Source organism: Streptomyces sp. MGP-P1 (genome assembly GCF_057766565.1).
This window is the reverse complement of the sequence record NZ_JBYMEM010000005.1, coordinates 1,241,845-1,264,061: the sequence shown is the minus strand read 5'-3', so window position 1 is coordinate 1,264,061 and position 22,217 is coordinate 1,241,845. Positions and strand designations below refer to the sequence as shown.

Here is a 22,217-nt window from a genome sequence, read left to right as displayed (position 1 = left end):
CTCATGGTTCCGGTTTCAGGGCCGCGCCGCCGTCAGCACCACCAGCAGCGGTACGACCCGGGTGGGCGGCACCTCGTACCTGCCTCGCCCGGCCGCGTGCAGCCAGCCCGCGCCGGTCAGTTGGCGCAGGTGGTGGTAGATCTGGCCGGTGGTGCCCAACGCGTCGAGCGCGGCCAGTTCGGCGGTCGTCCTCAGACCGCCGAGGATCTCGCGGAGCAGGCGCAGCCGGACCGGGTGGCCCAGCGCGGCGAACGAATCGGCGGCGTCCGCCCAGTCCCCGTCGAACAGGGCCTCGGTGAGGGCGCCGTACTGCCACTCGTAACTCTCGCCGGTGGGCAGCCGTACCGAACCCGTGTAGAGCACTCCCCCGTCGGTCGCGGCCTCCCCGACCTCGGCGAGCTGCTGTTTCAGCCCGTCCAGCGCCCAGAAGTCGCCGTCGCCCAGGCGGGGGGACTCGGAGTCCCGCCGCTCCAGTGCCGTGAGCCGCCTCTCCAGCTCGGCGACCCGCTGCTCCAGCTCCATGACACCAACCTTACGTAATTACGTAATCTCTTACAAGAGTGTGAGGGAAACGGCTGAAGCCCCCACCCGGAGGACCCGGGCGGGGGCTTCAGCGGCGCCGGTCGGCGCGCGGCTCAGGCGAGCAGCGCGGGGATCGTCGCCTCGTGCGCCGTACGGAGCTCGCTCAGCGGGATGCTGAACTCGCCCTGGATCTCGATCTCCTCGCCGTCCACGACCCCGATGCGGGTGACGGGCAGACCGCGCGCGCCGCACATGTCGTTGAAGCGGAGCTCCTCGCTGCGCGGGATCGCGACGACCGCGCGTCCCGCCGACTCGGAGAACAGGAACGTGAACGCGTCCAGGCCGTCCGGCACGACCAGCCGGGCGCCCTTCCCGCCGCGCAGGCAGGACTCGGTGACGGCCTGGATCAGGCCGCCGTCGCTCAGGTCGTGCGCGGCGTCGATCATGCCGTCGCGGGAGGCCGAGATGAGGATCTCGGCGAGCAGCTTCTCGCGGCCGAGGTCCACCTTGGGCGGCAGGCCGCCGAGGTGCTGGTGGACGACCTCGGACCAGGCCGAGCCGCCGAACTCCTCGGTCGTGTCGCCCAGCAGGTAGAGGAGCTGGCCCTCTTCCGCGAAGGCGATCGGCGTACGCCGGTTGACGTCGTCGATCACGCCGAGCACGGCCACGACCGGCGTCGGGTGGATCGCCGTCTCACCGGTCTGGTTGTACAGCGACACGTTGCCGCCGGTGACCGGGGTGCCCAGCTCCAGGCAGCCGTCCGCGAGACCGCGGGTCGCCTCGGCGAACTGCCACATGACGTCCGGGTCCTCGGGGGAGCCGAAGTTGAGGCAGTTGGAGATGGCGAGCGGCTTGGCACCGGAGGCGGCCACGTTGCGGTACGACTCCGCCAGCGCGAGCTGCGCGCCGGCGTACGGGTCGAGCTTGGCGTACCGGCCGTTGCCGTCGGTCGCCATGGCCACGCCCAGGTTCGACTCGGCGTCGATGCGGACCATGCCCGCGTCCTCGGGCATCGCCAGCACGGTGTTGCCCTGCACGAAACGGTCGTACTGGTCGGTGATCCAGGACTTGGAGGCCTGGTTCGGTGAGGCGACCAGCTTCAGGACCTGCTCGCGCAGCTCGGCCGCGCTCGAAGGGCGGGGCAGCTCGCCGGCGTCGTCCGCCTGGAGCGCGTCCTGCCAGGACGGGCGGGCGAACGGGCGGTGGTAGACCGGGCCGTCATGGGCGACCGAGCGCGGCGGCACGTCCACGATCTGCTCGCCGTGCCAGAAGATCTCCAGCTGGGAGCCCTCGGTCACCTCACCGATGACGGTGGCGATGACGTCCCACTTCTCGCAGATCTCCAGGAAGCGGTCCACGTGCTGCGGCTCGACGATCGCGCACATGCGCTCCTGCGACTCGCTCATGAGGATCTCCTCCGGCGAGAGCGAGGAGTCACGCAGCGGCACGGTGTCCAGCTCGACGCGCATCCCGCCGGAACCGGCGGAGGCCAGCTCGCTGGTGGCGCAGGACAGGCCCGCGCCGCCGAGGTCCTGGATACCGTCGACGAGCTTCTCGCCGAAGATCTCCAGGGTGCACTCGATGAGGAGCTTCTCCTGGAACGGGTCGCCGACCTGGACGGCGGGGCGCTTGGCGGGGCCGGTGGACTCGAAGGTCTCACTCGCCAGCACGGAGACGCCGCCGATGCCGTCGCCCCCGGTGCGGGCGCCGTACAGGATGACCTTGTTGCCCGCGCCGGAGGCCTTGGCGAGGTGGATGTCCTCGTGCTTCATCACGCCGATGCAGCCGGCGTTGACCAGCGGGTTGCCCTGGTAGCAGGCGTCGAAGACGACCTCGCCGCCGATGTTGGGCAGGCCCAGGCAGTTGCCGTAGCCGCCGATGCCCGCGACGACGCCCGGCAGGACGCGCTTGGTGTCGGGGTGGTCGGCCGCGCCGAAGCGCAGCGGGTCCACGACCGCGATCGGGCGGGCGCCCATGGCGAGGATGTCGCGGACGATGCCGCCGATGCCGGTGGCCGCGCCCTGGTAGGGCTCGATGTACGAGGGGTGGTTGTGCGACTCGACCTTGAAGGTGACCGCGTACCCCTGGCCGACGTCGACGACGCCGGCGTTCTCGCCGATGCCGACGAGCATGGCGTCGTTGGCGGGGACCTTCTCGCCGAACTGCTTGAGGTGGACCTTGCTGCTCTTGTACGAGCAGTGCTCCGACCACATCACGGAGTACATGGCGAGCTCGGCGCCGGTGGGACGGCGGCCCAGGATCTCGCGGATCCGGGCGTACTCGTCCTCCTTGAGGCCGAGCTCCTTCCAGGGCTGCTCGGTGTCCGGGGTCTCGGCCGCGTGCTTGACCGTATCCAGGCTCATGCGTTGACCAGCTTCTTGATGATCGAGGTGAAGAAACCGAGGCCGTCGGTGCGGCCGGTGCCGATGAGCGGCTCCACGGCGTGCTCCGGGTGCGGCATCAGGCCGACGATGTTGCCCGCGGCGTTGGTGATGCCCGCGATGTCGCGGAGCGAGCCGTTGGGGTTGCCGTCCAGGTAGCGGAAGGCGACGCGGCCCTCGGCCTCCAGCTCGTCGAGCGTGTGCTCGTCGGCGGTGTACCGGCCGTCCACGTTCTTGAGCGGGACGCTGATCTCCTGGCCGGCGCTGTAGTCCGAGGTCCAGGCGGTCTCCGCGTTCTCCACCCGCAGCCTCTGGTCGCGGCAGATGAAGTGGAGGTGGTTGTTGCGCAGCATCGCGCCGGGCAGCAGGTGCGCCTCGGTCAGGATCTGGAAGCCGTTGCAGATGCCGAGGACCGGCATGCCGGCCTTCGCCTGCTCGATGAGGGTCTCCATGACCGGCGAGAAGCGGGAGATCGCACCGGCGCGGAGGTAGTCCCCGTAGGAGAAACCGCCCGCCAGGACGACCGCGTCGACCTGGTGCAGGTCCTTGTCGCGGTGCCACAGGGACACGGGCTCGGCGCCCGCGATCCGGACGGCGCGCAGGGCGTCCTGATCGTCGAGGGTGCCGGGAAAAGTGACGACGCCGATACGGGTGGTCACTTCTCCTCCTCCACCTTCACGACGAAGTCCTCGATGACGGTGTTGGCGAGGAACGTCTCGGCCAGCTCGTTAATACGGGCGAGGGCGGCGTCGTCGACCGGTCCCTCGACCTCCAGCTCGAAACGCTTTCCCTGACGAACGTCCGCGATTCCCTCGAAGCCGAGACGGGGCAGTGCGCGCTGCACCGCCTGTCCCTGCGGGTCGAGGATCTCGGGCTTGAGCATGACGTCGACTACGACGCGTGCCACTGGCACTCCCGGTGTGGTGGTGTGGTGCGGCTGTCTCTCCGGGGGGTTCCCCAGACCCCCGCGGGTCCACTCAGCGTACCTGGCCAAAATTTCTACGCGGGTAGATATCGGGCGGGACGGACATCGCGGGGCCCTGCGCGGATCACACCGAGATATCGGGCGCGACACCGCACGGGAAAAGGTCTGGAAAAATCACGTCCGGATTGCACACGGATTGCACACGGACACGCGGATGCAATTGCCTGGGCTTCACAATGCGGTACCCACCGCTGTACAAATGATTACCGGGGAAAGCAACATTGCCCCCGGGACAACGGAACAGTCGACATCTCGTCGATCCACATCCGCCCGCCTGGCAGCCGGAAGGCAGGCGCCCGCGAACGATGGACGCGCGGGCGCCGTAGGAAAGGACCGATATCCGTGGCTCAGCGCGTAGTGGTGACGCTCTCCGACGACATCGACGGGGGAGCAGCGGCGGAAACGGTGACCTTCGCCCTGGACGGGAAGACGTACGAGATCGATCTCAATCCCGTCAATGCGAAGAAACTGCGGAAGACCCTGGCTCCGTACGTGGCCGCCGGTCGAAAGCAGACAAATGCCAGCAAGCACGGCAGGACGCCGACGGCCTACCACCACACCTCCCTCGCACCGGACCCGGCGGCCGTCCGCGCCTGGGCCCGCTCGCACCGGATGGAGGTGCCGGCCCGGGGCCGCATCCCGAAGAAGGTCTACGAGGCGTTCGACGCGGCGAGTTGAGCCGCCGCCGTGGCGACCGGCCGGGCCCCGGCTGCGTCGGCCGGACGAGCCGCGGTGGTTCCGGGTCGGGGATGGCGGGCCCCGGTGATTCAGGGCCGGGGATGGCGAGCCCCGGTGATTCCGGGCCGGACAGAAACGGGCTGCGGTGGTTTCCGGCCGGACAGGGCGAGCCGCAGTGGTTCCGGGGCCCCGCGGACGGGCCACGGTGGTTCCGGGCCGGGCGGCCAGTCGGGCGCGGTGGGTCCCAGGGGCCGGACGCTCCGTCAGGCGTCCCCGGGCGCCCCGCCGCCGGGTCCCGGGGGCCGTTCCGCAGGCTCCCGGGGGAGCCGACTTGCGCGACACCCCCGCAGGTCGGCTAGAGTCTGGAGCACGCCGAGGGGCGAGGCCGCAAAGCCGAATCCCACGCAGCGTGCGGGTGTAGTTCAGTAGTAGAACATCCCCCTTCCAGGGGGAAGGCGCAGTGTGCAATTCCTGTCACCCGCTCTGCACGACTCTTCGAACCACTTCGTTGGATCGGGTAGAGTAGTGCTCGCTCCACCGGTGAAAGCCGAGTGGCTGCACTGCGGACGTAGCTCAGTTGGTAGAGCGCAACCTTGCCAAGGTTGAGGTCGCCAGTTCGAACCTGGTCGTCCGCTCAGCATCAAAGGCCCTGACCTTCACGGTCAGGGCCTTTGTCGTGCTCCCGCCTCTCTCCTCCCCGCCGCCCTCATGACGTTTGTCATGAGCAGTGGTGACAGCGCGCACTGCTCGCGGGCCGGTTCCGGCGGAAGCCTTGAAGCATGACCAGCGACGACATTCTCAGCGACCGCGCGGACGGTCCCGTGATCGAGGCGAACGAGGTCCGGCGGCGTTACGCCGGCGGCTTCGAGGCCGTGTCCGGGATCTCCTTCTCCGTGGCCCGCGGCGAACTGTTCGCCCTGCTCGGGACGAACGGCGCGGGCAAGACCTCCACCGTGGAACTCCTCGAAGGCCTGGCGCCACCGACCGACGGGACGGTACGGGTCCTGGGCCACGACCCGTACCGCGAACGCGCCGCCGTCCGCCCCCGTACCGGGGTGATGCTCCAGGAAGGCGGCTTCCCCTCCGACCTCACGGTCATGGAGACCGTACGCATGTGGTCGGCCTGCACCACCGGCGCACGCCCGGCCGGCGAGGCGCTGGAGATGGTCGGCCTGACCGGCCGGGGAACCGTACGGGTCAAGCAGTTGTCCGGCGGTGAGAAGCGCCGCCTCGACCTGGCGCTCGCCCTGACCTCCCGGCCCGAGGTGCTCTTCCTCGACGAGCCGACGACCGGGCTGGACGCCGAGGGCCGGCAGGAGACCTGGGAGCTCGTCCGGGCACTGCGGGACAACGGCACGACCGTGCTCCTGACCACGCACTACCTGGAGGAGGCCGAGGCGCTCGCGGACCGGCTGGCGATCATGCATCAGGGGAGGATCGTGACGACCGGGACCATCGCCGAGGTGACCGCGCAGCAGCCCGCCAGGATCCGGTTCGTGCTGCCCGAGGCCGTGCCGGCGGCGCGCCTCCCGCTCTCCCTGCGGGCGGCGGCGGAAGGGTCCCGGGTCGAGATCCGCACCCCCGCCCTCCAGGAGTCGCTGCACGAACTCCTGGAGTGGGCCCGCGAGTCCGGCGTACGGCTGCACGGCCTCGACGCCCGATCCGCCTCCCTGGAGGAGGCGTTCCTCGACATCGCCAGGACCCAGCACACGCCCCGGGACCAGGACCCGCGCCAGGTCCACGACCGCTCCACCCGCTCCGGCGGCACGAAGAACACGAAGAAGGTGACGGCATGACGACCACCACGACCCCCGTCCGTGACCGGACGTCCGCCGGCTCCCCCACGGGCGCGGCGGCCGTGGCCCGGCGGCTGACCGCCCTCGGCCGCGCCGAGCTGATCCTCCTGCTGCGCAACCGGACCGCGATCGTCGTGGCCCTGCTGCTGCCCATCACGATGATCTTCGCGATGCGGTCCTCGCTCGAACAGATCGACCTCGGCGGCACCGGGCTCACCGTCGCGGGCGCCACCCTGACCGGCGGCATCGGCATGGTGCTCGTCCAGGTCGTCTACATGAACCTCGTCTCCGCGTACGTCGCCCGGCGCGAGGAACTCGTCCTTAAGCGGCTGCGCACCGGCGAGATCTCCGACCGCGAGATCCTCATCGGCACCGCGCTGCCGTCCGTCGCGCTGGCGCTCGCCCAGTGCGTGCTGCTGGTGGTGGCCGGCGCCATCGCCTTCGATCTGAACGCCCCGCACCGCCCCGACCTCCTGCTGGGCGGACTGCTGCTGGCCTTCGTCCTGATGTCCGCCCTGGCGGCGGCGACCACCGCGCTCACCCGGACGGTGCAGACCTCGCAGCTCACCACGCTGCCGCTGTTCTTCGTCTCGATGTTCGGCTCCGGGCTGTTCATCCCGCTCGCGGTGTTCCCGGACAGGCTGGCCTCCGCCCTGGAGCTGCTGCCGATGACGGGCGTGATGACCCTGATCCGGCACGGCTGGCTGGGTGGTGTGGAGAGCGGCGACCTGTTCACGGCCGGGGTGACCGCGCTGGCCTGGACCGCTTTCGGCGTGTTTGCTGTGCGACGGTGGTTCCGCTGGGACCCGCGCGGCTGACATGAAGGGGCTGAGGAGTGTGATCGGTCGGGTACGGGGCTGGCGGCGCGGCTGGCACGACCGCAGCAAGCTCGAGCGCATCGACCTCTACACGCGGATGACGCTCTGCTCGATCACCTGGTTCTTCGCGGTGTCCTGGGGGCTGCTGCCGCTCGGCGAGACCCTGGCCCAGGGACCGGTGGCCATGGCCCTGGGCGGAGCGTTCCTCGCCGCCAACCTCGCCCAGTCCGTGCTGAGCAACCGCAATCTGACCCCCGCCTTCGACGACTACCGGGGGACGGCGCCGTTCCCTCCGGGGCGGTTGCGCCTGCCCGTCGCGCTCCAGGTGCTGATGACCGGCCTTCTGGTGGCGCTCGCGGCGGTGGGAGGAGTGAAGGACGAGGGGCTCGTGCTGCTGGTGCTGGACCTGCCCGTGGCGTTCGCCATCCCGTACGTCCTGATCGTCCCGGTGCGGAGGTTCCTGCTCCACGCCGGCGCCTTCTCGGTGACCGTCCTGGCGCTCCTGGCGGCCGTGGGCGTGCCGGCCGGGCTGCTGTTCGGGGCGGTCGTCTCGCTGGTCGTCGTCACCCTGCTGGTGCTCGTCTCGGCCCGGCCGAGCGTCTGGAGCCTCTCCGTGATGTGGCAGGCGGAGGAGGCGCGGGACATGCAGGCCCGGCTGGCGGTGGCGGAGGAGCGGCTGCGGTTCGGCCGGGACATGCACGACGTGCTCGGCCGGAACCTGTCGGTGATCGCCCTGAAGAGCGAGCTGGCCGTGGAACTGGCCCAGCGCGGGAACCCCGCGGCGATGGACCAGATGGTCGAGGTGCAGCGGATCGCGCGCGCCTCCCAACAGGAGGTCCGCGATGTCGTGCGCGGCTACCGTGAGGCCGACCTGCCCACCGAACTCATGGGCGCGCGAGGCGTGTTGCAGGCCGCCGGGATCACCTGCACCGTCGAGGGCGCGGACGGCCCGGCCGGCATCGGGGCTCCCGCCGCCGTCCAGGCCGCGCTCGGCTGGGTGGTCCGCGAGACCGCGACGAACGTCCTGCGCCACGGCGACCCGCGCCACTGCTGGATCCGGCTCGCGCGGACGCGGGACGCGGTGGTCCTGGAGGTCGAGAACGACGGGGCCGGCGCCACCCGCCCGCTCAGCGGCGCGGACGAGGACGGCGGCGGCGGTTCGGGCCTGGCCGGGCTGCGGGTACGGCTCGGCGCGCTCGGCGGATCGCTCACCGCCGGATCCGCCGGGGACGACCTCTTCCGGGTGACGGCGACGGTGCCGCTCACGGCTCCCCGCCCGGACGCGAACGGCCGCCTCGCACCGCCCCACGAACTTTCCGCCGCCCCTCCCCCCGCCCCTTCCGCCCTCCCGGAGGAACGATGACCACCGCGCGGCCCCTGCGGGTCCTGCTGGCCGACGACGAGCACCTGATCCGGGGCGCGCTGGCCGCACTGCTCGCCCTGGAGGAGGACCTCGTCGTGGTCGCGGAGGCGGCGAGCGGCCCCGAGGCCCTGGCGATGGCCCTGGCGCACCGGCCCGACGTCGCCGTCCTGGACCTCCAGATGCCGGGGGCGGACGGTGTGAAGGTCGCCACATCGCTGCGGACCGAGCTGCCCCACTGCCGCACCATGATCGTGACCAGCCACGGCCGCCCCGGGCACCTCAAGCGGGCCCTGGCCGCCGGCGTACGGGGTTTCGTGCCGAAGACGGTCAGCGCCCGGCGGCTGGCGGAGATCATCCGTACCGTCCACGCCGGAAACCGTTACGTGGATCCCGAGTTGGCGGCCGACGCCATCTCCGCCGGGGACTCCCCGCTGACCGCCAGGGAGGCCGAGGTGCTCGAACTGGCGGCGGACGGGGCCCCGGTCGCGGAGATCGCGGAGCGGGCCTCGCTCTCGCAGGGGACGGTCCGCAACTATCTCTCCTCGGCCGCCACCAAGATCGGTGCGGAGAACCGGCACACGGCAGTGCGTCTCGCCCGCGAGCGGGGTTGGGTATAGTGGGCATCGCGCTTCGGCGCACTGCGGACGTAGCTCAGTTGGTAGAGCGCAACCTTGCCAAGGTTGAGGTCGCCAGTTCGAACCTGGTCGTCCGCTCCGGATGAAGAAGCCCCGGTCCTCTCGGACCGGGGCTTCTCGCGTATCCGGCTGCCGTTACGACCAGTTGGCGCCGGTCAGCACCTCGTACGCCTCGATGTACTTGGCGCGGGTCGCCGCCACGATCTCCTGCGGCAGCGCCGGGGGCGGCTGCTCGCTCGCGCGGTCCCAGCCGGAGGCCGGCGAGGTGAGCCAGTCGCGCACGAACTGCTTGTCGTAGCTGGGCTGCGCCCGGCCGGGCTCCCAGGTGGCGGCGGGCCAGAAGCGGGAGGAGTCCGGGGTCAGCACCTCGTCGGCGATGATCAGCCGCTCGGTCCCGTCCTCGGTGGTCTCGAAGCCGAACTCGAACTTGGTGTCGGCCAGGATGATTCCGCGCCCGTGCGCGATGTCCCGGGCCCGGCGGTAGACGTCGAGCGTCGTGCGCCGCAGTTCGGCGGCGGTCTCCGCACCGACCTCGCGGGCGACGTTCTCGTAGCTGACGTTCTCGTCGTGGTCGCCGACGGCCGCCTTGGTGGCCGGGGTGAAGATCGGGCCGGGCAGCTCGGACCCGTTGACCAGGCCCTCGGGGAGACCGATGCCGCAGACCGTACGGGTGGCCTCGTACTCGACGAGTCCGGATCCGGTCAGATAGCCGCGGGCCACGCACTCGACCTGGACCATCCGCAGCGACTTGCAGATGAGGGTGCGGCCCGCCCAGTCGGCCGGGGCGCCCGGGGGCAGCTCGGTGGAGATGACGTGGTTGGGCACCAGGTCGGCGAGCTGGTCGAACCACCAGAGCGAGAGCCGGGTGAGGACACGGCCCTTGTCGGGGATCTCGGTGGGCAGGACCCAGTCGTACGCGGAGATACGGTCGCTGGCGACCATGACGAGGTCGCCCGCCTCGTTCCGGTACAGGTCACGCACCTTGCCGGTGTGCAGGTGGGTGAGGCCCGGTACCTGTACGGGCTCGGGCTTTTCTACAAAACCGGACACGGTGCCTCCGCGTAGATTGATCCAGGAGCGGTTCCGATTGTCCCGTATCCGCGACCGGGTCCGCGCCCGGGGCCCGGTGACCGGTCGCGTGTTTCGAGGACTCGGGTCGGTCGTGCGTTTCGAAGACCCGGATCGGTCGTGCGTTTCGAAGGCCCGGATCGGTCGCGTGCCTCATACCTCCGGGCCGGCCGCGTTCCTCTGCCCCGGTCAGTCCCGCTTGCAGATCCGGTCGAGGAGGTTGGCCGTGGCCCGCTGGATCCGGGGGTCCGTGTGCCCGGGGCGGTCCAGGGCCGGGGACCAGGCGAAGGTGCCGGACGCGAAGACGTGCGCGCCGGAGGGGGACTGGTAGAGCGAGGTCTCCTGGTGCCGGGTGGCGCCCTCGGAGTCCTCGTACGGGGAGTGGGCGAGCAGGATCCGGTTGTCGTGCTCGGGCAGGCTGGTGCGCGGGAAGTAGCGGTCGGCCTCACCGGCGACCAGGCCCGGGATCTCGTCGCCCTCGACCGCGCCCGTGGAGTCCCAGAGCCAGTGCTCGGCGTTGCGCACGACGAGCGGGCGGGGATCGGGCACCCGGCCCGCGTACTGGATGCCCAGGAGCTGCTGCTCGGCCCGGTCCACCTCGCGCCACAGGGCGGACTTGCCGGGCCCCCGGCGCTTGCGGCAGGTCAGCAGCCGGTCCGCCTCGCCGGAGGCCGACGGGGCGAGGCCCACCTGCCAGTACATGGTGTTGGCGGAGAGGAAGACGAGCGAGGTGCCGGAGTCCCGGGCGCGCTCGGCGGCCCGGCGCATCGGCAGCGTCCAGTACTCGTCGTGGCCGGGGAAGACCAGGCCCCGGTAGCGGCTGGGGTCGACGCGGCCCGCGTGCAGGTCGCGGGCGTCGGCGTAGGCGAGGTCGTAGCCGTACCGCTCGGCCCAGCGGATGAAGTCGTACGCGTGCCCCACGTGCAGCGGCAGCCCGGCCCCGGCGTACGGGCGGTCGAAGGAGATCGTGACGGCGGCGTCCTCCTCGCCGAGCAGCCGCCCCCGCTCGTCCCAGGCGTGGTAGAGGCTGGCGCCGGTGCGGCCGTCCTCCGGATAGAGGTTGTACGCCTGCCAGGTGATGTCGGGCAGCAGGAGCAGCAGGTCGGCGGGGTGGTCGTGGCGCACGGTGAAGGGAACGTGCGAGCGGTAGCCGTCGACGGTGGTCAGGACCGCCACGTACGCGCCGACGGACCAGTAGCTCGGGATCTGGAGCCGCCAGGACATCCACCAGTGGTGGCAGGAGACGGTCCGGTCGGCGGCGAGCGGCGGGGGCTGGACGATGCCGGAGAGCCGCGGACTCGTGGTGATCTTGGCCGCGCCGTCGCCGCCGTAATGACCGATCCGGTAGACGTCGACGGAGAACTGCTGGGGCGGGTCCACGGTGATGTGGAAGTCGATGGCCTCGCCGGGGGCCGCCGCGCCGGGCGAGACGAAGCCCTTGATCTGGCGGTGCACGTCGTCCGCGGTACGGGTGCCGCCGCCGGTGGAGCGGGCGAGGTCGGCGTACCAGGGGACCACCTGGCCGGTGTCGTCGAAGTAGTTCTCACTGCCGCGCAGCCAGGGCAGCGGGCCCTGCCCGAAGGGATCGCTCACCGCGTGCGCGAGGGCACCCGACTCCCACCGGCGAATCTGCTCCGCCCCCATGCCGCGCCCCTCCCTCGGATCCCCCGGACAGCGCTGGGATCCCCCGGACAACTCTGGTGCGCCGAATGTCAGCGCCGACCCCCAGCACATCACATAACGCACGCGGTTCGTCACCCTTCGTCGCTAATCGACGGGGTCGGGAAGCCTCCGGGTCCTGTCAGTGGGTCTGTGTGCACTTGGTCGTCCTGGTCGTCTCACCAGGGCGGAGCTCGCGTCGGACCAGGGCGGAGTTCGCCGTCGGACCAGGCCGGAGCTCGCCGTCGGACCGGGCGACCCTGCGGTCGGACCAGCCGGACGGGCTAGCGGCCGGATCAGCCTGGCCGGCCCTGGCCCGCTTGTGCTCAGACCGGCCCGGGCGGGCTCGTGCTCGGACGCGAGTCGGACCGGCTTGTGCTCGGACCAGCCCGGTCGACTCGTGCTCAGACGAGTCGGACCGGCTTGTGCTCGGACCAGCCCGGCCGGCTCGTGCTCAGACGAGTCGGACCGGCTTGTGCTCGGACCAGCCCGGCCGGCTCGTGCTCAGACGAGTCGGACCGGCTTGTCGGAACGCACTCCCACCTCGGCGAGCCAGGACAGCAACGGGTCCGGATCGCCGTCCTCGACGAGGCTGAGGACCGGGGCCGCGAGATCCGCCCGGCGCTCGCCGCCGACGAGCAGGGCGGGGCCGTCCAGCCAGTCGAGGCCGGGGGCCGCGCCCGCCGTGTCCACGGCCGCGCAGCAGACCATGGCAGCGACGTGGTCGGCGAGCAGCTCGGTGCCCGTACGCGGCGGCTGGAGCGGGAAGAGGGGCAGCGGTCCCGGCCCCCAGAGGTCGAGGGGGTCGTCGGCCGCGCCGGGCCCCGGGCCTCCGTGACCGGGACCGCCGTGCTCCGGACCGCCGTGCCCCGGGCCGCCGCGCTCCGGGGCCTCGGCGGCCTCACGGGCGACCGCCGCGCCGATACCCGCCGCGAGCTCCTCACCCGGGCCGCCGGGTCCGCCGGAACCGGACAGATGCTCCATGACCCTGGCCAGCGTGGGGACGGCCGGGTCTGCGGCGGAGGCCCGGGGGACACCCAAGGTGTCCAGGGCCCGGTGCAGCCGGGCCGCTTCCGTACGCCATTTCCGGTCGACGACCTCGTCGGGATACTGCTGCCAGTCCACCGGCGCCCAGCCCGGACCGCTCTCGGCCGGGCCGCCGTGGAAGAGCCGGGCAGCGAGCAGGGACGCCGCCTCGTCGGCCGCCCCGGGCTCCTCCAGCAGGTCGCAGGCGGGGCGCTCGCCGAGCCGCAGGGCGAAGCCCTCGGCCAGGCGGTCCCTGCGGGACAGCTCGGTGAGCGCGGAGACGACCCCGGCGTCCAGCCGGGAGGGCCAGCGGCCCATCCGCCAGGCGGGCAGCGCCACCCGGGTCAACAGCCGGTCCCAGCCGGCATAGGCGAGGCCGACCTGTTCCTGGGCGGCGATCCGCAGCCCGTGGTCGACCGTCTGGGCCCGCATGGACGCGGCGGCCGCCACACAGCGCTCCATCTCGGCGGCATGGTCCCGGCAGGCCCGCAGCAGCAGCCGGGAGACCCAGCCGGCGAAGGCGAGCGGCGCCCCGCGCACCGCGCCCCGGCCGGGGGCGGCGGCATCGGCGATCGAGGCGTCCAGGCCGCGTACGAAGCGGCGGGCGGCGGCTATGTCGGGGTGCGCGGACGGGCCGGTGCCCGCCACCACGGGGGCGAGGACCGCCCGGAGCTCGGCGACCCGCATCCACCACAGGAACGGCGATCCGATGACCAGGACGGGTGCGGCGTCCCCGGCCTCCGCCGCGACCCCCGCGCCCCTCCGGAGCGCCCGGTGCGTCCGGTCCTCCAGCCAGCTGTCGCAGTCCGGGGTCAGCGCTATGGCCGAGGGCGCGGGCACGTCGAGCCGGTCGGCCAGGTCCCGGACCAGGCGGTAGAGGTCCGGGGCCCCTTCCTCCGGCACGGACACGGTCGGACTCATGGCGGGCCGCGCGCGCGCCACCGAGACGGCGACCAGCACGGTCACCAGCAGCACGACGACCGCGACGCCGAGGACCGCCCAGCGCGCGGCGTCCCAGGGCGGACCGGCCAGGTGCCCCTGCGCCCCCGCCGCGAACAGCACGACGGCGACGGCCGCGGGCAGGATCGCCACGGCCAGTGCCCTGCCGCGGATCCGCAGCAGGGAGAGCGCTCGGGCCTGTGCGGCCCGCGCCCCCAGCTCCTCACCCACATCGATACCGGACACGCCGGACGTCACCCCCTCTGCCACGCGACGGTGTTGCTCACTCCCCCACTGTGGCACCCGGCACCGACATCGCAATGCCGGTGGGCCAAGTGCCCGAACGCTTGCGCCGCACCCTAGTTGGGGCCCCGGCAGCCGTCATCCGGATGGCCCAGCCGTCACTCGATGGAATGGCTTTGGGTAAAGCTGCTGACGTGTCCGCGTCCATGGGCAAGCCCCCCGGCCGACCGCTCGCCGCCGCGCCCGGACATGAGGCAGCCCCTCGCGCCTTCCGCGTACGCCGGTGGCGTACGGGGGCGGGCGGAGGGGCCACGGTGCGCGGGGGGGCCGGTGACCGGGGCGGGTCAGCCTCGGGAGGCCTTCAGGGCGATGTCCGTACGGTGCTGGGAGCCGTCCAGGCGGATCCGGCCGAGCGCGGCGTAGGCACGCTCCCGGGCCGCCGTGAGGTCCTTGCCGGTCGCGGTCACCGAGAGGACCCGGCCGCCCGCGCTGAGCACCGCGCCGCCCTCGGCGCGGGTCCCGGCGTGCAGGACGTACGCGTCGGGGGCATCCTGCGCCGCGACGTCCGCGAGCCCGTCGATCGGGTCGCCGGTGCGCGGGGTGTCCGGGTAGTTGTGCGAAGCGATGACCACGGTGACCGCGGCGTCGTCGCGCCAGTTCAGCGGCGGCAGGACGTCGAGCGTGCCGTTGGCGGAGGCGAGAAGGACACCGGCGAGCGGGGTCTTCAGCCGGGCCAGCACGACCTGGGTCTCCGGGTCGCCGAACCGGGCGTTGAACTCGATGACCCGCACGCCGCGCGAGGTGATCGCGAGGCCCGCGTAGAGCAGCCCGGAAAAGGGCGTGCCGCGTCGGCGCAGCTCGTCGACGGTCGGCTGGAGCACGGACTGGAGGACCTCGTCGACCAGCTTGGGGTCCGCCCACGGGAGCGGGGAGTAGGCGCCCATGCCGCCGGTGTTCGGGCCCTCGTCGCCGTCGAGGGCGCGCTTGAAGTCCTGGGCGGGCTGGAGCGGCAGCACGGTGGTGCCGTCGGTGATCGCGAAGAGGCTGACCTCGGGGCCGTCGAGGAACTCCTCGATGACCACGCGGTCGCAGGACAGCGCGTGGGCGCGGGCGGCGGCCAGGTCGTCGGTGACGACGACGCCCTTGCCGGCCGCGAGGCCGTCGTCCTTGACGACGTACGGGGCGCCGAAGGCGTCGAGGGCCTCGTCGATCTCCGCGGGGGTCGTGCAGACGTAGCTGCGGGCGGTGGGAACGCCGGCGCCGGCCATGACGTCCTTGGCGAACGCCTTGGAGCCTTCCAGCTGCGCGGCTTCGCCGGAGGGGCCGAAGCAGGGGATGCCGGCCGCGCGCACGGCGTCGGCGACCCCGGCGACGAGCGGCGCCTCCGGGCCGACGACCACCAGCCCGGCGCCCAGCTCGGTCGCGAGGCGCGCGACGGCGTCACCGTCGAGCGCGTCCACCGGGTGCAGTTCGGCCACCTCTGCGATGCCGGCGTTGCCGGGGGCGCAGTACAAAGCGGTGACATCGGGGTCGAGGGACAGAGAGCGGCACAGGGCGTGTTCGCGGGCGCCGCCGCCGATGACGAGGACCTTCACGGGTGCAGCCTAGCCGCCGGGCGCAGGGAGCCCGGACGGCCACCGGTCCGTGGACGGGCTGCCTCCCGTTCTCGCCGCCACCGCGCGGACGCGTCCCGCGCGGCAATGCGTCCCGCGCGGCAGTGCGTCACTGCTCGTCACCCCTCGCACCTTGCCGTCACTGCCCGGCACTGCTCGGCACTGCCCGGCACTGCTCGTCACTGCTCGTTGGTGAACTCCTCGACGACCGTGGCGCCCAGCTCGCGGACGATCAGCTCGTGGCCGGAGAGGGCGGAGTCGACAAGATCCGGATCGTCGGCCTCCGGGGTGTCGTCCTCGGGGGCGACGTTACGCGGCGGCTCCGCCCCGTAGGAGCTGTGGGAGGACTCGGGAGCGGGCGCGGCCTCCCGGCCCTGCGGCGGCGCGGAGGACGGCGGCTGCTGCTGGGGCGACGGCGCGTGCTGGCCCTGCGGCGGGGGCGGGGGCTGCTGCGGGGCGGAGTGCTGGGGCCGGGGCTCGTACGCGACGGGGGCGGCGGGGGCTGCCGGGGCGGGCTGGTACTGCGGGGCGGGGCGTCCGGCGCCCGGACCGGGGCCCGGGGGCGCCCCGCCGCCGCCGGAGGTGTCGATGACCGCTTCGATGCGCCACTGGGCGTTGAACCGCTCGACGAGGGCCTGCTTGAGGATCTCCTCGCTGCCGCTGCTCGCGAAGTTGTCCCGGGCTCCCGCGTTGAGGAAGCCGATCCGGAGCGTGGTCCCGTCGAACCCGGCGACCTGGGCGTTCTGACTGAGCAGGATCCAGGTGAAACGGCGGCGGCTCTTGACCGCCTCCAGGATGTCCGGCCACATGTTCCGCACCTGGGCGGCGCCCTGGGCCATGCTCTGACCGCCCTCGGGCGCCACCGGAACGGCGGGGGCGGCCGGGGCGGCAGCAGGCGGCGGGGAGGCGGGCGGCGGGAAGGCGGGCGGCGGGGAGGCGGCGGGGGCCGGACCGCTACCGGGGGCGGACGCGGTGGGCCAGCCGCCGGGGCGACGGGCCTGGTCCCCGCCGGCCGCTGCGGGCCAGGAACCGGGCCGCTGGGCGGGCTCGGCGGCCTGCGGGGCGGCCGGGTGGGCCTCTGCGGGAGCCTGCGGGGCGGGCTGGGCGGCGGGCGGTGCGTAGGCGGGAGCGGCGGGCGGTGCCTCGCCCCGTACGGCTGCACGGGCCGAGTCCGGGTCCGCCGCCTGCGGGGCGTGGGCATCGGGGGTGTGGGCGTGGGCCTGCGGGGCGTGGGCGTCGGGGCCCGGTGCGTATCCCATCGGCACCGCGGCGGCGGGCGGCGCGGCGAACCCGGCGGCAGCGGCGGCCGAGGCCCCGCGCTCCAGCCGGTCGAGGCGGGCCTGCAGCGACCGCTCGTCGTCGTAGGCGGCGGGCAGCAGGACCCGGGCGCAGATCAGCTCCACCTGGAGCCGCGGCGAGGTGGCCCCGCGCATCTCCGTGAGCCCGTCGTTGACCAGATCGGCGGCGCGGCTCAGCTCGGCGGCGCCGAAGACGGAGGCCTGGGCCTGCATGCGCTCGACGACATCGACAGGCGCGTCGATGAGCCCCTTCTCGCCGGCGTCGGGCACGGCGGCGAGGATCACCAGGTCGCGCAGCCGCTCCAGGAGGTCCGCCACGAACCGACGAGGATCGTTGCCGCCCTCGATGACCCGGTCGACGACCTCGAAGGCGGCGGCGCCGTCACCGGCGGCGAAGGCGTCGACGACCGAGTCGAGCAGGGAGCCGTCGGTGTACCCGAGGAGCGAGGTGGCCATGGCATACGTCACACCGTCGTCGCCCGCACCGGCCAGCAGCTGGTCCATGACGGACATCGAGTCACGCACGGACCCGGCCCCGGCGCGCACGACGAGCGGGAGGACGCCGTCCTCGACGGGGCTGTTCTCCCGCCCGCAGACATCGGCGAGATAGCTGCGGAGGGTCCCCGGGGGTACCAGCCGGAACGGATAGTGGTGCGTACGCGACCGGATCGTCCCGATGACCTTCTCGGGCTCGGTCGTCGCGAAGATGAACTTGAGGTGCTCCGGCGGCTCCTCGACCACCTTCAGCAGGGCGTTGAAGCCCGCCGGGGTGACCATGTGCGCCTCGTCGATGATGTAGATCTTGTAACGACTGGAGGCGGGCCCGAAGAACGCCTTCTCGCGCAGATCACGGGCGTCGTCCACACCACCGTGCGAGGCGGCGTCGATCTCGATCACATCGATGGAACCCGGCCCGTTGCGCGCGAGGTCCTGACAGGACTGGCACTCTCCGCACGGGGTCGGCGTGGGCCCCTGCTCGCAGTTCAGACAGCGGGCGAGGATGCGCGCGCTGGTCGTCTTTCCACAGCCACGCGGCCCGCTGAACAGGTACGCGTGATTGACCCGGTTGTTCCGCAGGGCCTGCTGGAGCGGGTCAGTGACATGCTCCTGACCGATGACCTCGGCGAACGACTCGGGGCGGTAGCGGCGGTACAGCGCAAGGGACGACACACCTACGAGGTTATCGGGGCCGACTGACAACCGGTCCCACGCCGCCCGATCCCCTCACCACCGCCAGGCCACGGCACAGCACCCGCCCGGCCCCCGGGGCTCCCCGCGACAACGCCCCCGGAACACAAAGGGCCCCCCACGCACCCGCCAGAGCCGACCTACCCTTGCTGCCTTCCGGCCCTGGGGGAGTTCAGTCAGATAGCGCCACGTGAGGGGCTGACGCCCACCTTAGCGGATCCCCACCCCCTCCGGTCCACCCGCCCGCCCTACCGGACGACAGCCGAACCGCCCCCGACCCCCTCTCCGGACGATCTTCGGCGAACGTGTTCGCGAGCACCCTCCAACGTCTTGTATTGTTTGCGGCGGAGGATTCGCCTAGTGGCCTAGGGCGCACGCTTGGAAAGCGTGTTGGGGGCAACCCCTCACGAGTTCGAATCTCGTATCCTCCGCCATTGCTCTCACCGGGCAATACGTCGAAGGGCCCCACCGCTTGCGGTGGGGCCCTTCGACGTTGTCTCAGCCCTCGTTGTTCTGGTCTTTGTCCATAGGGGCGTTCGGTGATGGTCCCCAGATGGCGTCCGCGATCTTCTGCGCCACCTCCTTCAGCATGGCGTCGGGCACGTGCAGGTACCGGGCGCGCATCCGTGAGGACGTGCCTGCTTCCCAGCCCATGATCTGGTCGATCACGCGGTCCGGGATGCCGAGGAGCATGAGGACGGTGGCAGCGGTGTGACGGGCGTCATGCAGCCGTGCGTCACGTACCCCAGCGTCCTCCAACAGCTTCTTCCAGTCGTGGTAGTCCGTGTTCGGACTGAGCGGTCCGCCGAGCGGCTTCGTGAACACGTAATCCGACTCGATCCACAGGTTGCCGGCGGTCTTGCGCTCCCGGGCCTGGACTTCCCGGTGCTTTCGCAGCATCACGACCAGGGGGCCCGGCAGGGGCACCGCTCGGCGGCCGGCGCGCGACTTGGTGTTCTTCGTCTCGCGCCGTACCTGCTTTCGGTCCGGGCAGTACCCGGCCTTACGGCCGCAGGGGGCTGCCTCCTTGCACCCGTGCTCGTACTTGGGGCGCAGCCGGTTGCGGCGCAGCTTCAGGTACTCGTGGTCCAGGTCCACGTCGACCCAGCGCAGACCCAGCGTCTCCCCCTGTCGCAGACCGAGGGCCAGCGCCAGCATCCAACGGGCGCTGTTGCGGCGCTTGTTCACCTCGATCAGCAGGCTCTGCACCTCCTCGACCGAGTAGGGCTCGATCTCCTCCTCCGGCTCCTCCACCCGTGGTGGCCTGGCCAGAGCGGCGGCGTTCTTCGCGGCGTGACCACGGCGGACCGCCTCACCGAGGGCAGTACGGGCAGTGCGGTGAGCCTGGTGGGCGGTGCCGGCCGCACTGCCGTTCTTCCTCATCCGGCGGTACAGACTCTCCAGGTGTTCCGGCTCCAGGCGATCGATGCGGTGCTTGCCGATTCCGGGGACGAGGTGCACGCGGACCGCGACCTCGTACCCGTCGTAGGTGTTCTCACTGACGACATCCTTAGCAATGTTCTCGACCCAATGCCGCAGCCACCGTTCAACCGTCCACAGCTTGCCGGGCTGCTGAGCTGTGCCCTGGTCGCGCTGCTTCTCCAGGCGTCGCACTTCGTCTTTCAGTGCGTCTTCGTCGGGGCGCGTGATGTGCCTGCGGTAGGGCTCGCCGTTGTCCTTGTAGCCCATTGGCACCCGAGCGTGCCAACGGCCGTCCTTACCGAAGTAGATGGCCGTTTCGCCGTTCGCCCGGCGCGTGCGCTTCTGGTTCTCCGCCACGGGCGGACTCCTTTGGAGTTGGTGTGAGCGCGGGCCGCCACCCGGGTGGGGGTGGCGGCCCGCGCGTGGGGGTGGTTCAGGCGGCGCGCTGTTCGGCCCGGAGGCGGGCGAGGTACGCGGCCGGGGCGTCGGCAGGGACGCGGCGGAGAGTCCCGATCGTCAGGGACTCCAGGGCCCCAGTGCGGATCAGGGTGAAGCAGGTGGTCCGGCCGACGCGGAGTCGTCGGGCTGCTTCTTCGACGGTGAGCAGCATCAGGGTCGGGTCGTGGGCCGCGTCGGGTGCGGCTGCGTGGAGGGGCGGCACTGGATCGCTCCTTAGCGGTGAGGTTGTCCGAGGTGTGGATTTCTGCGTCACCGCGTCACCCGCGTCACCTAGGGGGTTTGACCTGCGGTTTTGGGTGACGCAGCCGATTGGGTGTGCGTCACCCGTGCGTCACCTTCTGCGTCACCGGATGACGCGGGGGTGACGCGGGTGACGCAGGGGTGACGCAGGATTCGGCGTCTGCGTCACCCCTTCCGGTGCAGGTGGGGGGCCGTTTTCCGTCCCCGGTGACGCAGGTGACGCAGACCCTCCCTACTTAGGAAAAGAAGGGGGGTGTCTGTAGTAGTGGCGGTGGTTCTTCAGGCGAAGTGAGGGGCCCTTCGGGCACGCCTCTTGGGCGGCGTTCCGCCGAACAGCAAGAGGAGCACCCGGCGCGGCGTGCTCCTCTTGCTTGTCCCCCGGGGTGACCGGTGCGGTCAGAACGCCGCTGCCTGCTCCGGCTGCTCAGGGGGCGGGGATGCGGCCGGGCGGCTCATTTCGAGGTAGCGGCCCGCTTTGGTGCGCCCGCTGTCGATGAGGACGCCCCGGGCGGCGAGGGTGGGTTGCAGGCGCTTGAGACGGTCGGAGAGCACCTTGCCCGTGGTCGGCCACCCTTTAGGCAGAGGACGTAGCTCCTCGCCGCTGTAGAGGCGGCTCAGGGCGTTCAGCCATTCCGTGGACGTCATGCGCTGCTCGCGGCCGGGGTCGAGCGTCTCGGCGTGCTGGAGAACGGTCTGCGCGAGCAGGTCGCCTTCGATGACGTCGTCGTTCAGGTCGTCCAGGCTCGCCCGGTACGCGGTGAGCGCTCCGAGGCCGGTGGCGGTGTCGAGTTGAGCGCAGAGGTGGGCGAAGTCCGCCATGCGCAGATCGGTCGGGGTCTCCGCGTCGGTGGCCCGGACCTTGACGGTCAGGTCGAGGAGCGAGCCGAGGACCACGGGCAGTACCTCTTCGTACTCGGCCCACAGTTCCGCTTCGGTCCTGCGGACGGTGGGCCGCTCCAGCCGCAGGGGCAGCAGCCGTTCCGCCAGGTCGGGCCGGAGGATGCCGACGTCGATGCCCGTCAGGAGCAGGGGGCGGCGGTAGCGGGCCCGGTGCACGTCCCCGTCCGTGAACAGGGCACGCTTCACGCTCTCGGCTCCGGTGACGATGCAGCACATGGCGTCGGACAGGGCCGGCGTCATGTGGGAGAGGTTGTCGAGGGCGGTGACCCATCCTGCGGCCACGGCCGCGATCAGGTTCTCCTCATCGTTCGGAGCCCGGCGCAGGTCCCCGCTCATGCCCTCCACGATCCGCACCAGCATCCGTCCTCCGGTCGACTTCCCCGCGCCCTGGGGGCCGGTGAGGAAGGGAGCGGGGACGGGGACGCCGGGGCCGAGGCAGCCGATGAGCCAGGCGATGGCCAGGCACTCGGTTTCGGCGTTGGCGAAGTTGCACAGCCGCATCAGCAGGTCGATGCCCTTGCCGTCGGTGTCCTTGGCCGGCAGGGGCAGTTCCCCGGTGAGCTGGGTGCGCCGCCAGCACACCTCACGCGGGTCCGGCACCGCGATGTCCCACCCGGTGGGGTGGATGCGGACGGACTGCCCGTCGGCGCGGCCGAGGTCGAGCCAGGTGGCTCCGTCGAAGCCGGGGGCGACGCGAATGTGTACGGCCTGGGTGGTCTCGGTCATCGCCAGCGCCTCGATCAGGTCCAGCGCTTCCTTGAGCGCGGTGCCGTTGAAGACGCCGACCCCGTCCTTGAACATGCCGACCATGAGTTCCTGCCGGTGGCTTCCCGTGGTGCCCTGGGAGCGGATCGGGCGGGCGACGGGGTGGCCGTTCTTCTGGGCGTAGACGGTGCCGTCGGCGGTGCGGAAGTACCGGAAGTGGGACTGCGCGTAGTCGCTGATGACCTCGCGCGCCGGGTTCTTCTCGTCCTCGGACATGGC

General features: G+C 71.9%; 17 protein-coding genes, 4 tRNA genes and 1 other RNA gene. 9 read left to right on the top strand and 13 right to left on the bottom strand.

Translation table 11 applies throughout. From position 1 onward, the window contains the following. Nucleotides 1–15: 15 nt before the first annotated feature. The 4 genes from AC3CH1_RS15170 to purS all read right to left on the bottom strand — a co-directional run bounded on the left by AC3CH1_RS15170 (nucleotide 16) and on the right by purS (nucleotide 3,810). Nucleotides 16–522: an ArsR/SmtB family transcription factor gene (locus AC3CH1_RS15170; RefSeq protein ID WP_488463373.1), complete on the bottom strand. Its 507-nt coding sequence runs from the start codon at nucleotides 520–522 to the stop codon at nucleotides 16–18. A 113-nt stretch (nucleotides 523–635) separates the two neighbouring features. Then, entirely contained in the window at nucleotides 636–2,885 is a 2,250-nt protein-coding gene (gene purL / locus AC3CH1_RS15165) for a phosphoribosylformylglycinamidine synthase subunit PurL (protein ID WP_488463372.1), read from the bottom strand. Continuing rightward, complete coding sequence (gene purQ, locus AC3CH1_RS15160) at nucleotides 2,882–3,562, bottom strand: phosphoribosylformylglycinamidine synthase subunit PurQ (protein WP_403768223.1); 681 nt, start codon at nucleotides 3,560–3,562, stop codon at nucleotides 2,882–2,884. Before purQ ends, purL begins: the two co-directional genes overlap by 4 nt. Further along, a complete protein-coding gene (gene purS / locus AC3CH1_RS15155; RefSeq protein WP_003968034.1) occupies nucleotides 3,559–3,810 on the bottom strand; it encodes a phosphoribosylformylglycinamidine synthase subunit PurS in 252 nt (83 codons plus the stop codon). Before purS ends, purQ begins: the two co-directional genes overlap by 4 nt. A gap of 420 nt (nucleotides 3,811–4,230) precedes the next feature. Between purS and AC3CH1_RS15150 the strand changes: the two genes are divergently transcribed. From AC3CH1_RS15150 to AC3CH1_RS15115, 8 genes are all read left to right on the top strand, one after another. Further along, nucleotides 4,231–4,566, top strand: a complete 336-nt coding sequence (locus AC3CH1_RS15150) for a histone-like nucleoid-structuring protein Lsr2 (protein WP_488463371.1) — start codon at nucleotides 4,231–4,233, stop codon at nucleotides 4,564–4,566. A 411-nt stretch (nucleotides 4,567–4,977) separates the two neighbouring features. After that, nucleotides 4,978–5,049, top strand: a tRNA-Gly gene (locus tag AC3CH1_RS15145). A 79-nt stretch (nucleotides 5,050–5,128) separates the two neighbouring features. Beyond that, a tRNA-Gly gene (locus tag AC3CH1_RS15140) sits at nucleotides 5,129–5,201 on the top strand. A gap of 144 nt (nucleotides 5,202–5,345) precedes the next feature. Next, entirely contained in the window at nucleotides 5,346–6,362 is a 1,017-nt protein-coding gene (locus tag AC3CH1_RS15135) for an ABC transporter ATP-binding protein (protein WP_488463370.1), read from the top strand. Next, a complete protein-coding gene (locus AC3CH1_RS15130; RefSeq protein ID WP_488463369.1) occupies nucleotides 6,359–7,180 on the top strand; it encodes an ABC transporter permease in 822 nt (273 codons plus the stop codon). The genes AC3CH1_RS15135 and AC3CH1_RS15130 overlap by 4 nt, the downstream gene beginning before the upstream one ends. 1 nt (nucleotide 7,181) lies before the next feature. Next, nucleotides 7,182–8,543, top strand: a complete 1,362-nt coding sequence (locus AC3CH1_RS15125; protein ID WP_488463368.1) for a sensor histidine kinase — start codon at nucleotides 7,182–7,184, stop codon at nucleotides 8,541–8,543. Continuing rightward, complete coding sequence (locus tag AC3CH1_RS15120) at nucleotides 8,540–9,160, top strand: response regulator (protein WP_398066583.1); 621 nt, start codon at nucleotides 8,540–8,542, stop codon at nucleotides 9,158–9,160. The genes AC3CH1_RS15125 and AC3CH1_RS15120 overlap by 4 nt, the downstream gene beginning before the upstream one ends. Nucleotides 9,161–9,183: 23 nt before the next feature. Continuing rightward, nucleotides 9,184–9,256: transfer RNA gene (locus AC3CH1_RS15115), tRNA-Gly, on the top strand. A gap of 57 nt (nucleotides 9,257–9,313) precedes the next feature. On the opposite strand, the gene AC3CH1_RS15110 is transcribed toward AC3CH1_RS15115, so the two are convergent. The 6 genes from AC3CH1_RS15110 to ffs all read right to left on the bottom strand — a co-directional run bounded on the left by AC3CH1_RS15110 (nucleotide 9,314) and on the right by ffs (nucleotide 18,415). Next, nucleotides 9,314–10,228, bottom strand: coding sequence for a phosphoribosylaminoimidazolesuccinocarboxamide synthase (locus AC3CH1_RS15110; protein WP_488463367.1), 915 nt, complete (start codon nucleotides 10,226–10,228; stop codon nucleotides 9,314–9,316). Between the two features lie 207 nt (nucleotides 10,229–10,435). Next, nucleotides 10,436–11,890, bottom strand: coding sequence for a N,N-dimethylformamidase beta subunit family domain-containing protein (locus tag AC3CH1_RS15105; protein WP_488463366.1), 1,455 nt, complete (start codon nucleotides 11,888–11,890; stop codon nucleotides 10,436–10,438). Between the two features lie 519 nt (nucleotides 11,891–12,409). Beyond that, nucleotides 12,410–14,116 (bottom strand): M48 family metalloprotease, encoded by a 1,707-nt coding sequence (locus tag AC3CH1_RS15100; protein WP_488463365.1) that lies wholly within the window; start codon nucleotides 14,114–14,116, stop codon nucleotides 12,410–12,412. A gap of 341 nt (nucleotides 14,117–14,457) precedes the next feature. Beyond that, nucleotides 14,458–15,708 carry a phosphoribosylamine--glycine ligase gene (gene purD / locus AC3CH1_RS15095; protein ID WP_488463364.1) on the bottom strand — a complete coding sequence of 417 codons (1,251 nt, stop codon included), beginning with the start codon at nucleotides 15,706–15,708 and terminating at the stop codon, nucleotides 14,458–14,460. Nucleotides 15,709–15,905: 197 nt separating this feature from the next. After that, nucleotides 15,906–18,194, bottom strand: a complete 2,289-nt coding sequence (locus AC3CH1_RS15090) for a DNA polymerase III subunit gamma and tau (RefSeq protein ID WP_488463363.1) — start codon at nucleotides 18,192–18,194, stop codon at nucleotides 15,906–15,908. A gap of 124 nt (nucleotides 18,195–18,318) precedes the next feature. Continuing rightward, nucleotides 18,319–18,415: signal recognition particle sRNA small type (gene ffs, locus AC3CH1_RS15085), an RNA gene on the bottom strand. A 143-nt stretch (nucleotides 18,416–18,558) separates the two neighbouring features. Between ffs and AC3CH1_RS15080 the strand changes: the two genes are divergently transcribed. After that, a tRNA-Ser gene (locus AC3CH1_RS15080) sits at nucleotides 18,559–18,646 on the top strand. Between the two features lie 64 nt (nucleotides 18,647–18,710). Here the strand turns inward: AC3CH1_RS15080 and AC3CH1_RS15075 are convergent. From AC3CH1_RS15075 to AC3CH1_RS15065, 3 genes are all read right to left on the bottom strand, one after another. Next, entirely contained in the window at nucleotides 18,711–19,991 is a 1,281-nt protein-coding gene (locus AC3CH1_RS15075) for a tyrosine-type recombinase/integrase (RefSeq protein ID WP_488463362.1), read from the bottom strand. 76 nt (nucleotides 19,992–20,067) lie between these two features. Beyond that, a complete protein-coding gene (locus tag AC3CH1_RS15070) occupies nucleotides 20,068–20,244 on the bottom strand; it encodes an excisionase family DNA-binding protein (RefSeq protein WP_488463511.1) in 177 nt (58 codons plus the stop codon). 485 nt (nucleotides 20,245–20,729) lie between these two features. Further along, a complete protein-coding gene (locus AC3CH1_RS15065) occupies nucleotides 20,730–22,214 on the bottom strand; it encodes an ATP-binding protein (RefSeq protein WP_488463361.1) in 1,485 nt (494 codons plus the stop codon). Nucleotides 22,215–22,217 lie beyond the last annotated feature (3 nt).